This window comes from Kitasatospora sp. Ki12, assembly GCF_054601375.1.
Window position 1 is genome coordinate 2,449,634 of sequence record NZ_BAAIHT010000001.1, and the last position, 13,562, is coordinate 2,463,195.

General features: G+C 70.9%; 9 protein-coding genes. 3 read left to right on the forward strand and 6 right to left on the reverse strand.

Annotated features, from left to right (window positions below):
- Positions 1–66 precede the first annotated feature (66 nt).
- A complete protein-coding gene (locus tag ACYP53_RS10720) occupies positions 67–933 on the reverse strand; it encodes a hypothetical protein (RefSeq protein ID WP_459647267.1) in 867 nt (288 codons plus the stop codon).
- Positions 934–1,135: 202 nt separating this feature from the next.
- On the opposite strand from ACYP53_RS10720, the gene ACYP53_RS10725 reads away from it, so the two are divergent.
- Positions 1,136–2,059: an HhH-GPD family protein gene (locus ACYP53_RS10725; protein WP_459647967.1), complete on the forward strand. Its 924-nt coding sequence runs from the start codon at positions 1,136–1,138 to the stop codon at positions 2,057–2,059.
- 123 nt (positions 2,060–2,182) lie between these two features.
- On the opposite strand, the gene ACYP53_RS10730 is transcribed toward ACYP53_RS10725, so the two are convergent.
- A complete protein-coding gene (locus tag ACYP53_RS10730; protein WP_189915917.1) occupies positions 2,183–3,778 on the reverse strand; it encodes an MDR family MFS transporter in 1,596 nt (531 codons plus the stop codon).
- A 223-nt stretch (positions 3,779–4,001) separates the two neighbouring features.
- Here ACYP53_RS10730 and ACYP53_RS10735 point away from each other — a divergent pair, with 223 nt between their 5' ends.
- On the forward strand, positions 4,002–4,721 hold the full coding sequence (locus tag ACYP53_RS10735; protein WP_459647268.1) for a TetR/AcrR family transcriptional regulator: 720 nt from the start codon (positions 4,002–4,004) through the stop codon (positions 4,719–4,721).
- Between the two features lie 7 nt (positions 4,722–4,728).
- Here ACYP53_RS10735 and ACYP53_RS10740 read toward each other — a convergent pair whose 3' ends face one another.
- Positions 4,729–5,643, reverse strand: a complete 915-nt coding sequence (locus tag ACYP53_RS10740) for a M23 family metallopeptidase (RefSeq protein WP_229928559.1) — start codon at positions 5,641–5,643, stop codon at positions 4,729–4,731.
- A gap of 370 nt (positions 5,644–6,013) precedes the next feature.
- Here ACYP53_RS10740 and ACYP53_RS10745 point away from each other — a divergent pair, with 370 nt between their 5' ends.
- Positions 6,014–7,201 (forward strand): threonine aldolase family protein, encoded by a 1,188-nt coding sequence (locus tag ACYP53_RS10745; RefSeq protein ID WP_459647269.1) that lies wholly within the window; start codon positions 6,014–6,016, stop codon positions 7,199–7,201.
- 93 nt (positions 7,202–7,294) lie between these two features.
- Here the strand turns inward: ACYP53_RS10745 and ACYP53_RS10750 are convergent, their stop codons facing one another.
- The 3 genes from ACYP53_RS10750 to ACYP53_RS10760 form a co-directional block, all read right to left on the reverse strand.
- A complete protein-coding gene (locus ACYP53_RS10750) occupies positions 7,295–9,640 on the reverse strand; it encodes an immune inhibitor A domain-containing protein (protein WP_459647270.1) in 2,346 nt (781 codons plus the stop codon).
- A gap of 343 nt (positions 9,641–9,983) precedes the next feature.
- The gene (locus ACYP53_RS10755; protein WP_189915921.1) at positions 9,984–12,503 is read right to left on the reverse strand and encodes an ATP-dependent Clp protease ATP-binding subunit; all 2,520 of its coding nucleotides are present in this window, start codon (positions 12,501–12,503) and stop codon (positions 9,984–9,986) included.
- A gap of 651 nt (positions 12,504–13,154) precedes the next feature.
- Complete coding sequence (locus ACYP53_RS10760; protein WP_189915922.1) at positions 13,155–13,505, reverse strand: histone-like nucleoid-structuring protein Lsr2; 351 nt, start codon at positions 13,503–13,505, stop codon at positions 13,155–13,157.
- Positions 13,506–13,562: the final 57 nt, after the last annotated feature.

Consider the following 13,562-nt stretch of genomic DNA (forward strand, 5'->3'; position numbering starts at 1 on the left):
GCCCCGAGAACGCCGGAGCCCCCGGCCGCGCGCGGCCGGGGGCTCCGGAACGGGGATGAGCGTCCCTCAGTTGTCGAGCCGGATCGAGGCCCGCGCCGAGACCTTGTCCCCGGAGAGCCCGGTGAGTTCGGCGAGCACCACGTAGGTGCCGTTCGGCGGCGGGGTCTGGTCGGCGGTCGCGCACTGCGGCTTGCTGCGGCTGCGGTCCCAGGTGAAGGTCTCGGTCTGGCTGCCGCTCGCGGCCAGCTGGACCCAGATGCTGCCCTTCTCGCTGGGGCAGTCGCCGGAGGACCAGACCCGGTCGCCGTTGCTGGCGCTCACGGTGATCGCGGAGGCGATCCGGCCGAGGTCCACCCGGCAGTTGGCGCCGGAGGAGTTCTTGACCGTCAGGGCGAGCCGCGGCTTGTCCTTGGGCTGGAACGAGTTCTGGGTGCCGGCCAGCTCCAGGGCGACCTGCGAGGAGGCGCAGACCGGGAGGGCCATGACCTCCGCGGTGTTGAACGCCGGGGCGCCGCCGGAGCCGCCCGCCGCGCCGCCGGAGCCGCCCGCCGCACCGCCACCGGTGCCGCCGGCCGAGCCGCCGGTACCGCCCCCGGGGGCCGGGTTGGCGCCGCCGGTGCCGCCGCCGCTCAGGTTGACCTCGGTGCCGCCACCGCCGGCCACCGGGCCGCCGCCGGAGCCTCCGCCGCCGGGGCGCGCCGCGGGGCCGCTCGGCGAGGCGCCGGGCGTGATGGCTTGGGCGGGGGTCTGGGACTGGGACGGAACGGCCTGGGCGGCCTTGCTCTGTGAGCCGCCGTCACCCCCTCCGCCCTGATCGGTCATCAGCCAGGCGATCAGGGCGACGACCGCCGCGACGGCGGCGAGCACGACGACGCGCCGACGCCAGTAGATCGAGGCCGGCAGCGGTCCCACGGGTTGACGCAGAGAGGGCACGACCAAACTCTACGAGACTGTGTGTGGCGATTGACTCACCAACACCGCACAGTCGTCCCTTCCTTCACATGATCCGCCATTTGATCCGTTCGAGGGAGCCCCGAAGGGATGATTTCCGGTGAATCCTCCGGGTGGACCGGATCATCGAACTCCACTTCGGCCGGGGTGGCGGGCATGGGAGGATCGAAGGGCCATGACTGCCATCACCGCCACCGCCACACCCCCCGACGCCGGGGCCACCCGGCTGCCGATGCCCCTGCCGCTGTTCCACTCGACCGTCCTGGACTGGTACGAGGCGACCAAGCGGGACCTGCCCTGGCGCACCCCCGACGCGACGCCCTGGGCGGTCATGGTGAGCGAGTTCATGCTCCAGCAGACCCCCGTCAAGCGCGTGCTGCCCGCCTGGGAGGCCTGGCTGACCCGTTGGCCGACCCCGGCCGACCTGGCCGCCGACGCCCCCGGCGAGGCGGTCCGGATGTGGGGCCGGCTGGGCTACCCGCGCCGCGCGCTGCGGTTGCACGCGGCCGCCGTGGCGATCACCGAGGAGCACGGCGGCGAGGTCCCGGACGACCACGCCACGCTGCTCTCGCTGCCCGGGGTGGGGGAGTACACCGCGGCCGCGGTCGCCTCCTTCGCCTTCCGCCAGCGGCACGTGGTGCTGGACACCAACGTCCGCCGGGTCTTCGCCCGCGCGGTGACCGGTGTGGAGTACCCGGCGCAGGCCACCACGGCCGCCGAGCGCCGCACCGCCACCGCCCTGCTGCCCGACGACGCCGAGACCGCCGCCACCTGGGCGGTCGGCGTGATGGAGCTGGGCGCGCTGGTCTGCACCGCGCGCGGCCCGGAGTGCGGGGAGTGCCCGCTGTTCACCGGCTGCGCCTGGCAGCGGGCCGGCCGTCCGCCGTACGAGGGCCCGGCCCGGCGCGGGCAGTCCTACGAGGGGACGGACCGCCAGGTGCGCGGCAAGCTGCTGGCGGTGCTGCGCGAGGCGCACGGCGAGGTCGGGCAGGCCCGGCTGGACGCGGTCTGGCCGGACGCGGTGCAGCGGGCCAGGGCCCTGGACGGCCTGGTGGCGGACGGCCTGGTCGAGCCGGTCGAGCAGGGCGTCTACCGCCTGCCCCAGTAGACACGACGGCGCCTCAGCGAACACGACGGCGCCTCAGCAGGCACGACAACGCCCCAGCGGACACGACAACGCCCCCGGGAGGTCCACTCCCGGGGGCGCCGTCGTACGTGCGGGGCGGGACCGTCAGACGGCCGCCGCCTCCAGCGAGGCCTCGGCCGACTTCTCGTCCTTGCCGGCCCCGCGCAGCGGCACCTCGCGCAGGAAGAGCGCGGCGGCGATCGCGATCACGGCCACCCCGGCGCCCCAGAGGAAGACGGTGTGCATGCCGTTGGACACCGCGTGGTGGTAGGCGTCCTGGATGTTCTCGGGCAGCTTGCGCAGGGCGGCCGGGCTCATCTGGCCCGGGTCCTTGACCCCGCCGCCCGAGGCGGCCTGCTCGCCGAGCTTCTCCTTCATGGTGTCGGTCACCCGGTTGTTGAACAGCGCGCCGAACAGGGCGACACCGAAGGAGCCGCCGATGGTGCGGAACAGGGTGGCGGTGGAGCTGGCCACGCCCATGTCCTTGAGCTCGACGCTGTTCTGCGCGACCAGCATGGTGATCTGCATCAGGAAGCCCATGCCGGCGCCGAGCACGACCATCCAGCAGGCCGAGGTGAAGCTGCTGGTCCCGACGCCCATGGTGGAGAGCAGGACCATGCCGGCGGTCATCACGACGGTGCCGATGATCGGGTAGATCCGGTACTTGCCGGTCTTGGTGACCGCCTGGCCGACGACCAGCGAGACCACCAGCATGCCGAACATCATCGGCATCAGCAGCAGGCCGGAGTTGGTCGCCGAGGCACCCTGGACGATCTGCTGGTAGAGCGGCAGGAACACGGTCGAGCCGAACATCACGAAGCCGACGACGAAGCCGATGATCGAGACCAGGGTGAAGTTCAGGTTCTTGAACAGGGTCAGCGGGAGCATCGGCTCCTCGACCCGCTGCTCCACGTAGCAGAAGGCGATCAGCGAGGCGGCGGCGAGCGCGGCCAGGCCGAGGATCTGCTTGGAGCCCCAGGCGTACTGCTGGCCGCCCCAGGTGGTGATCAGCACGAGCGAGGTGATGCCGACGGTGAGCAGGACCGCGCCCAGGTAGTCGATCTTGGCGGTGCTGCGGACCTTGGGCAGCTTCAGGGTGACGATGACGACGGCGAGCGCGACCACGCCGAGCGGCAGGTTGATGTAGAAGGTCCAGTGCCAGCTCAGGTGGTCGGTGATGAAGCCGCCGACCAGCGGGCCGCCGATGGTGGCGAGGGCCATCACCGCGGCGAACATGCCCTGGTACTTGCCGCGGTCGCGCGGCGGGACCAGCGCGCCCATGATCGACATGACGCCGACCATCAGGCCGCCGGCGCCGAGGCCCTGCACGGCGCGGAAGCCGATCAGCTCGTTCATGTTCTGCGACAGGCCGGACAGCGCCGAGCCCACCAGGAAGATCACGATCGAGGTGAGGAAGGTGCCCTTGCGGCCGTACATGTCGCCGAGCTTGCCCCAGATCGGGGTGGAGGCGGCGGTGGCCAGGGTGTAGGCGGTGACCACCCAGGACAGGTGCTCGGCACCGCCCAGGTCGCCGACGATGGTGGGCATCGCGGTGCCGACGATCAGGTTGTCGAGCATGGCCAGCAGCATGGTGACGACCAGGCCGACCATCACGAGGCGGATCTCGCGGGGCGACCGCGGCTGCTCCTCCTCGGCCGTCTTGTCCTCCGGTACCGGGCCGGCGGTCTTGGACTGTGACATGAGGTGGGGTCTCCCGGAGGGGTGGTTCGGACGGAACGTCGGGCCGTGCGGCGGGTCACTTACTTGTCGCCCGGCTAGTTTATCGATCGTCGGCACGGTAAGTTGTTTCCTAGCCGGTCGTCAAGCCAGTTTTCGAACCGGCCACCTGGGCAGGGAGAATGGTGCCCGGGGCGGACGTCACCGGGCGTCCGCAGCAGTCAACGACGCAGTCATGAGGCAGGCCATGGCCACTCCGCACAGTCCCCGCAGCGACACCCGGGCTCGCATCATCGAGGTGTCGCTGGAGCTCTTCTCCGAGCAGGGCTACGAGCAGACCTCACTGCGCGAGATCGCCGACCGGCTGGGTGTGACCAAGGCCGCGCTCTACTACCACTTCAAGACCAAGGACGACATCGTCCTGGGCATCGTCGAGCGGATGGCCGCGCCGATCGACGAGACCATCGAGTGGGGCCGCGGGCAGTCCTGGAGCCCGGCCATGCGCGACGAGCTGATCCGCCGCTTCGCGGACGGGATGGCCGAGCGGGCCCCGCTGCTGCGCTTCTTCCACGAGAACCAGCCCGCGCTGCGCGAGTCCCCGGCCGGACTGGCCTTCCGGGACCGCATGATCACCATGATGCAGCTGGTGCACGGGCCGCAGGCGGACTTCCCGGACCGGCTGCGGGCCGCGATGGCGCTGTTCACCGTCCACTCGGCGATGTTCCTGCTCAAGCAGGACACCGCGGACGACGGCCACGCCGAGAACGTCTGGGGCGAGCCGCTGGACACGGCGGCCACGCTGGACGAGGCGATCGGGACGGCCCGGGACATCGCGCTGGAGATCGGCGGCCGGATCAGCCACCCGGCACCCCCGGCCGCACCCCCGGCACCGCCCGCGGCCGCGCCGCCGGCACCCCCTGCGCCGCCCGTACCCGCACCGCCGGCCCCGGAGCCCGTCCGCCCCTGAGGGCCGGTCAGAAGTCCGTGACGCCGTGCGCCGCGAGGTACGCGACCGGGTTGATCACCGCGCCGTAGCTGTTGCTGGTGCGGATCTCGAAGTGCAGGTGCGGCCCGGTCGAGTTGCCGGTGCTCCCGGACAGCCCGATCCGCTGCCCGGCCGCCACCTGCTGGCCGGCAGAGACGGCGAGCGAGGAGAGGTGAGCGTACTGCGCGAAGCGTCCGTCCGCGAGCCGCAGCACGACCTCCTTGCCGTACGCGCCGTCCCAGCCGGCCGACACCACGGTCGCGTTGCCGACCGCCAGCAGCGGCGTGCCCGGGGAGACCGCGAAGTCCACCCCGGTGTGGTACCCGGCCGCGTAGCTGCGGTTGGCCACCCCGTACGGGTTGCTGGTCGGCGCGTCCGGCACCGGCGCGGACCACTCGGGCGCGGGCGCCGGCTCCGGGGCGGGAGCGGGCGCCGCGGCGGGCTCGGGCCCGGCGGCCGGGGCGGGCGGCTCCAGCGGCAGCAGGTTGGCCGCCACGGCCGCGGAGTGCCGGGCCGAGTCGCCGTCCTCGGACAGCTTGTACGGGCTCGGCCCGGCCACCTGGACCAGCCCCGCCGCGGGCACCTCCGCCCGCGGCGCGGTGAAGGCCGAGCTGCCGGGCGTAGTGGGCAGCACGGTCTGCGCCGAGGCGGTGCCGGGGGCGACCACCAGCAGCACGCCGGCGAGCAGCGCCGCGGCCGCCCCGATCGAGCCCAGCGCGTGGTCGTGCTCGGCCCGCTGACGGCTGCCCGGCAGCGTGGTGTGCCTGGGCGTGCCGAGGGTGCGCAGCGGCGCGGCCTGGGTGCGGACGGCGTGGCCGAGCCGGGGCTGCCAGGCCGCCGCCTGGGCCGCCGCGCGGGCGGCGAGCCGGCGCAGGGCGGGCGGCACGGGCGGAACGGTGGACATCGGTGGCCATACCTCACGGGTCGGGTCGGAGCAGCACGAAGGGCCCGTTCGGGCGTCTGCTGAGCGGGGGACCACTCAGGTGTAACCGTCACCGAGCGGACTCCCAAACGGTGTGACGTACTACGGCGTGTAGTCAGTGCCGCGCCGGAGATTCAAGCCGATGGAGTAACGATCATGAGATCCGATCGTCCGTGCCCGCTCCGGGGGCGGTCCGCGGGCCGTCCGCGGGTCGTCCGGGCCCGGCTACTACCGCCCGTCGTACCGCGCCGCGGGCCTGTGACCAGCACCACGCGCGGCCGGGGTTTGACGGGCTCGAACGGCTTCCGTCCGCACCGCTGACCGGCCCGGCCCGCTGCGGGACCATCGACGCATGTATGGCAACAGGAGCCAAGACCCCGACGCCGCTGCCCGCCCGAGCCCGGCGGACCGCCGATTCGCCGCCCTCCGCGGCTGCGAACGCATCCTGTCCGGCGTCCGGCCGCAGAGCCTCCGGGAACGCCTCGCCGCGCTGGCCGACCCGCCGACGGAGGGGAAGGGGCCGGTCCCCGACCTGGACGCCCGTCCGGACCAGTACGGCGACGGCGTGGTCCACGCCCTGGAGCTGCGGGTCGCCGAGCTGCTGGGCACCGAGGAGGCGGCCTTCTTCCCGACCGGCACGATGGCCCAGCAGGTCGCCCTGCGGATCCACGCCGAGGCCGCCGGGCTGCGCACCGTCGCCACCCACCCGCTGGCCCACACCGACCGGCACGAGCGGCAGGCACTCGGCGTCCTGACCGGCCTGCGCACCCTCTGGCCGACCCAGGCGCCGCGTCACCCGACCGTCGGGGAGCTGCGCGCCCTGGGCGAGCCGTACGCCGCCCTGAGCCTCGAACTGCCGCTGCGGGACGCCGGCTTCGTGCTGCCCGAGTGGGCGGAGCTGCGGGCCCTGGCCTCGGTGGTGCGGGCGGAGCACGGTGCGGCCCTGCACCTGGACGGCGCCCGGATCTGGGAGTCCGCCGTCGCCCTCGGCCGCCCGCTGCCGGAGGTCGCCGCGCTGGCCGACTCGGTGTACGTCTCCTTCTACAAGACGCTCGGCGGGATCAGCGGCGCCGCGCTGGCCGGTCCGGCGGGCTTCGTCCGCACCGCCAGGGCCTGGCGGCACCGCTACGGCGGACAGCTCTTCCAGCAGTGGCCGTTCGCGCTGGCGGCGTGGTCCGGGCTGGAGCGCGAACTGCCGCTGCTGGAACGGTACGTGGCGCACGCCCGGACGGTCGCCGAGGCGCTCGGCCGGGCCGTCGCCGCCGTCCCCGGCGCCCGGGTGCACCCGGCCCCGCCGCACACCCACCAGTTCCGGCTCTGGCTGCCCTACCCGGCCGAGGTGCTGGAGGAGGCCTCGCTGGCGCTGGCCGAGGAGACCGGGACCGGGCTGTTCGGCGCCTGGCGCGAGCGCGAGCTGCCGGGCCTGGCGATGACCGAGGTCACCGTCGCCTCGCCCGCCCTCGACTGGACCGCTGCCGACGTGGAGGCGGCCGCCGCCGCCTTCCTGGACCGGCTCGGGCCCTCCGCCGAACGGGCCTGACAAAGCGTCCGGCCCGCCCCCGCGGTGCGGGGACGGGCCGGACGTGGAGTGGTTCAGATTCGCCTGGTCACAGGCTGATCGCTACGGGCTCGATCAGTTGTCGACCGGACGGACCCGGATCCAGGTCTCCAGGTAGTTCGAGGACTCGTTCTCGACCTCGATGCTGGTGCCGGTCTTCGGGACCTGGACGCTGCTGTACGGGTTGTCCTTGGTCCAGTAGTCCTTCAGGTCCGAGAACTCGTCGACGCCCTTGGACTTAGGGATGACGGTCTCGACGCCGGCCTTGTGCAGGGTCAGCGCGGGGACGCGGCGCGAGCCGAAGGTCGAGTCGGCGCCGTTGATGCGCGGACGCATCAGGGTGCCGTCGGACCACTTCAGCGGGGCCGGGTGCGAGTCGATCGGAAGGATCAGACCCTGGCCCGGGTGGGCGCTGACGTTGTTGTCGGTCTGCGACTCGTCCCAGTACCAGATCAGCAGACCGGGCTGGTAGGAGTAGTGCTCGACCCAGCCCGGCTTGTCGGCGAAGCCGAAGTTGTACGGGCCGGTCTTCAGGGTCTGGTCGAAGGACACGTACTGCCGGTTCTCCGCGATGTAGTACTGCGCGTAGTCCTTGGTGTACGAGCCGCCGAAGCGGGTGAAGCCGCTGGAGGCCCAGCCGTTGTCACCCTTCTCCACGTCGTCGCTGAACAGGGTGGCGCCGTCGGCGACCACCGCGATGTTGTCCAGCGCCAGGCCGCGGAAGTGCAGGCCGCCGTCGGTGGTGTTGTGGTAGCGGAACTGGATCTTCTGGCCCGCGAAGGCGTCCAGGTTGAACGACAGGTCGCCCCAGGCGGCGAGCTGGCCGTTCACGGCCGGGCGGCCGTTCTCCTTGGGCAGCGGGGCGCCGTTCCAGGTGCCGTCCACGACGGTCCAGGTCTTGCCACCGTCGGTGGAGACCTCGCCGAACGCGTAGTCGAAGTCCTGCTCCAGCTCGTACCAGGCCTTGGCGTTGATGCTGGCCTTGGCCTTGCCGGTCAGGTCGATCTCGCGGGTCAGCGTGACGTTGAGGTTGTCGGCGCTGCCGCTCCACCACTCACCGGTGCCCGCGAAGGGCTTGTTGATCTCGGTGGTGATGCTCTTCTTCGGCAGGTCGACGATCAGGGCCTGCGGCAGGTTGGAGTTGTACTCCGCCGGGCCGATGTGGTGCGTCGACTCGGTGCCCGCCTTGGCGTGGTCGGCCTTCAGCCAGCCCAGCTTGAACTTGCTCCAGGCGTCGAAGTCGTTCGGCATGTCGCCGATCGAGTTCTTGCCCTCGCCGAGCCAGGAGCCGGACGACATGATCGACCAGAAGCCGACCGAGTTGTCGACGCCCTTGCCGGCGGTGTCGTAGAGGTCCGGCAGACCGAGGTCGTGGCCGTACTCGTGCGCGAAGACGCCGAGGCCGCCGTTCTCCGGCTGCATCGTGTAGTCGCCGATCCAGAGGCCGGAGTTGCCGACCTGGACGCCACCGAGCTTGTTGCCCTCGGGGCCGGCGGTGCCGTTCAGGTTGCCGTAGACGTACGAGCGGTGCGCCCACAGGGCCTTGGTGCCCTGCTTGCCGCCACCGGCCGACTTGTCCTCACCGGCGTGCACGATCTGGAAGTGGTCGATGTACCCGTCGGGCTGGTTGAAGTTCCCGTCATGGTGCGAACCGTAGCGGTCCCACTTGTCGTACTGGGCCAGCGTCGCCTTGATCTGGGCGTCGGTCTGACCCTTGGCCAGCTGGTCCTTGTACCAGATGTCCACGGCGTCGCGGATCAGGTCCTGGGCGCTGGCGCAGACGTTGGAGCCGCAGTAGTCGGAGCCGTACCGGGCCTCGTTCCACGGGACGCGGACCCAGTCCTGGACCACACCGTCGACCGAGTAGCGGCCCGAGGACTGCTTCTCGTAGTAGGTCTTCAGCGAGGGCTTGTCCTTGCTGAAGTACAGGTCCTGGTAGTGCTGCTGGTTGTAGTCAGCCTGCCAGGCGGTCGAGTTGTTGGTGGCCGGGTCCGGCTGCGCGATCTCGTTGTGCTTCGGACCGGCCTCGCCGCCGTACTTGACCTTGCCGTCCGGCGTCTTGGTGGTGTTGTCCACCTGGTCGCCGAAGTCGACGAGGATGGTGAAGATCTTGTCCGTGCGCTCGCGGGCGAGCTCCACGTACTTGTCCTTGCCGAGCTTCACGCTGGTGCTGCCGTTGTGCTGCTCGACCTCGGCGGTGCCGTTCAGCAGCTTCTCGGTGGCGGCCTTCTGCTCGGCCTCCACCTTCGCCGTGAACGGGCCCGGGAGGTTGTGCTCAGTGTTCTGGACGGCCTCGGCCGGGTCCTTCGGCGCGGGGGCCGAGCCGGCCGCGACGGCGGTGCCCGGGAACAGGCCCGCGCCGAGCGTGACTATGACCGCTGCGGCGGTGGCGGCCGCAGCGGTTCTCCTGGTGTTCTTCAACGTTGTGACGTCCTCCCCGACCGGGGCCAGCTCATGGCCAAAGCCCGGCAAACCAAAATGAAAGACAGGTGGACGTCATTTGATACAAGCGTGCATAAAAAAGATAGACCTTGACCATGACATGGTCACGGCGCTATGCTCCGCGACTTCCCATCAGCTGACCATCTGTCAACCGTATGTTCGTTAAAGCTGTCTGAGAAATTGAGCGTGTCCGTACCAACCAGCGCGGAAGCCCGCCGTCCGAGCCCGTACGGGGACCTGCTTAGGCGGGGTGGAACGCACCGAGCCCCCGGCGCGGACGCCGGGGGCTCGGTTGCTGTGAAGTTGTCTGTTAAAAGTTGGGCTACTTCGTCAGGTCCGGGCCGGACGAGGCGACCTCGGCGGGGGTGTCCGCGACGGCGGACTTCTCCTCGCCGCGGAAGGTGAACTTGGCTTCCTTGCCCTCGCCCTCGACGTCGACGACGACGATGTGACCGGCCCGCAGCTCGCCGAAGAGGATCTTCTCGGAGAGGTGGTCCTCGATCTCGCGCTGGATGGTGCGGCGCAGCGGACGGGCACCCAGGATCGGGTCGTAGCCGCGCTTGGCCAGCAGCTTCTTGGCCTCGACGCTGAGCTCCAGGCCCATGTCCTTGTCCTTGAGCCGCTCGTCCACCTTGTCGATCATGAGGTCGACGATCTGGATGATGTCGTCCTCGGACAGCTGGTGGAACACCACGATGTCGTCGACGCGGTTCAGGAACTCGGGGCGGAAGTGCTGCTTGAGCTCCTCGCCGACCTTCGCCTTCATCCGCTCGTACCCGGTCTGGGTGTCACCCGTGGCCGCGAAGCCCAGGTTGAAGCCCTTGGAGATGTCCCGGGTGCCGAGGTTGGTCGTCATGATGATGACGGTGTTCTTGAAGTCGACCACGCGGCCCTGGGAGTCGGTCAGGCGACCGTCCTCCAGGATCTGCAGCAGCGAGTTGAAGATGTCCGGGTGGGCCTTCTCGACCTCGTCGAAGAGGACGACCGAGAACGGCTTGCGGCGGACCTTCTCGGTCAGCTGGCCGCCCTCCTCGTAGCCCACGTACCCGGGCGGGGAGCCGAACAGCCGGGAGACGGTGTGCTTCTCGGAGAACTCGGACATGTCGAGCGCGATCAGCGCGTCCTCGTCGCCGAAGAGGAACTCCGCCAGCGTCTTGGACAGCTCGGTCTTACCGACACCGGACGGGCCGGCGAAGATGAACGAACCGCCGGGGCGCTTCGGGTCCTTGAGGCCCGCACGGGTGCGCCGGATGGCCTGGGAGAGCGCCTTGATGGCGTCCTTCTGGCCGATGACGCGCTTGTGCAGCTCGTCCTCCATGCGCAGCAGGCGCGAGGTCTCCTCCTCGGTCAGCTTGAAGACCGGGATGCCGGTGGCGGTGGCCAGGACCTCGGCGATGAGCTCCTCGTTCACCTCCGCGACGACGTCCATGTCGCCGGCCTTCCACTCCTTCTCGCGCTTGGCCTTGGCCTGCAGGAGCTGCTTCTCGTCGTCGCGCAGGGACGCGGCCTTCTCGAAGTCCTGCGCGTCGATCGCGCTCTCCTTCTCGCGGCGCACGTCGGCGATCTTCTCGTCGAACTCGCGCAGGTCCGGCGGCGCGGTCATCCGGCGGATGCGCATTCGCGAGCCGGCCTCGTCGATCAGGTCGATCGCCTTGTCCGGCAGGAAGCGGTCCGAGATGTACCGGTCGGCCAGGGTGGCGGCGGCGACCAGGGCGGCGTCCGTGATGGAGACCCGGTGGTGGGCCTCGTAGCGGTCGCGCAGACCCTTGAGGATCTCGATGGTGTGCGGCAGCGAGGGCTCCGCGACCTGGATCGGCTGGAAGCGGCGCTCCAGCGCGGCGTCCTTCTCCAGGTGCTTGCGGTACTCGTCCAGGGTGGTGGCACCGATGGTCTGCAGCTCGCCGCGGGCCAGCATCGGCTTGAGGATGCTGGCGGCGTCGATGGCGCCCTCGGCGGCGCCCGCGCCGACCAGGGTGTGCAGCTCGTCGATGAACAGGATGATGTCGCCGCGGGTGCGGATCTCCTTGAGGACCTTCTTCAGGCGCTCCTCGAAGTCACCGCGGTAGCGCGAGCCGGCCACCAGGGCGCCCAGGTCCAGCGTGTAGAGCTGCTTGTCCTTGAGCGTCTCCGGGACCTCGCCCTTGACGATCGCCTGCGCCAGGCCCTCGACCACGGCGGTCTTGCCGACGCCGGGCTCACCGATCAGGACCGGGTTGTTCTTGGTGCGGCGGGACAGCACCTGCATGACCCGCTCGATCTCCTTCTCGCGCCCGATGACCGGGTCGAGCTTGGCCTCGCGGGCGGCCTGGGTGAGGTTGCGGCCGAACTGGTCCAGGACCAGCGAGGTCGACGGGGTGCCCTCGGCGGGCCCGCCGGCCGTGGCCGACTCCTTGCCGCCGCCGGTCTGGTAGCCGGAGAGCAGCTGGATGACCTGCTGGCGCACCCGGTTGAGGTCGGCGCCCAGCTTCACCAGGACCTGGGCGGCGACGCCCTCGCCCTCGCGGATCAGGCCGAGCAGGATGTGCTCGGTGCCGATGTAGTTGTGGCCGAGCTGCAGGGCCTCCCGGAGCGACAGCTCCAGGACCTTCTTCGCCCGGGGGGTGAAGGGGATGTGGCCGGACGGGGCCTGCTGCCCCTGGCCGATGATCTCCTCGACCTGCTGGCGAACGGCCTCAAGAGAAATCCCGAGGCTCTCCAGGGCCTTGGCGGCGACGCCCTCGCCCTCGTGGATCAGACCCAGGAGGATGTGCTCGGTGCCGATGTAGTTGTGGTTGAGCATCCGGGCTTCTTCCTGAGCCAGGACGACAACCCGCCGCGCGCGGTCGGTGAACCTCTCGAACATCGTTTATCGCTCCTCAGAGCGGTCGGGCAGTTCGGGGTCCGTCCCCGCCCTGTCCTTCCGCATGCTAGTCCCGCTCAGCGGCGCGGCCCACGGATTCACTCCCCGGTAGAGGAGCGAGATGCTGCGCGACCAGCCGACACCAATCCCAACCTGATGCTGGGAAACGGTGTTCCCACTGGTGGGCCGGATGCACCGGAATCCGCTACGCCATCGGCGAACAAGCGCCGCCGAGGCGCGGTCGGACCCTCTCCGACCGGTCGCGCATACTGCCCCTGGACGGGTCCGAGAACCCGTCCACCTGCATTCATACCCGGTATCGGGGCGGTTCTCGCGCAGTTTCCGCGGTGGCGGTGTTCGCCTGGCGAGAAGTCCGGCCGCGGTGACGGTGGTTCGACGGCGCCCGGGGTGGTCGGTACGCCACCCGGTGGTGTCCGCGTTACCGCTTCGCCCCTACAGCGTTGCACAGCTCGTGATTGTTCCGCCGCCCGAGCCCGCACCCCGGACACCCCCCGGTCCCGGTGGTGCCGTGGCGGTCCGGGCGAGCGCCGCGGGGCGCGGAGGAGACTCCTCCGCGCCCCGCGCGTGTGTCGTCGGCGCCGTGTGCGGCCGCCGGGGCCCCGCATCCGCTCCGGCGTGCCGGCGGCGCCGGGGTCAGGACGCGTTGGCCGCCTCGTAGGCCTCGCGGACACCGCTCGGCACCCGGCCGCGGTCGTTGACGTCCATGCCCTGCTCCTTGGCCCACGCGCGGATCTTCGCGGTGTCCGGAGCGCTGCCCGCGGTGCGCTGCGCCGGGCCGCGGCCCGGGCGGCGGGCGCCGGCCAGCCGGCCGCTCTGCTTGCGGCCCTTCTCCACGTACGGCGCCAGCAGGCCGCGGAGCTTGTCCGCGTTGGCGCTCTTCAGGTCGATCTCGTAGGCAACGCCGTCGAGAGCGAACGTCACCGTCTCGTCCGCCGAACCACCGTCGAGATCGTCTTCAAGAATGACCTGCACCCTCTGTGCCACGGGCTTCCCTTTCCGCTAAACGACCCATTGCCTAAGGAAAGGAAAGCGCCTTTCTCC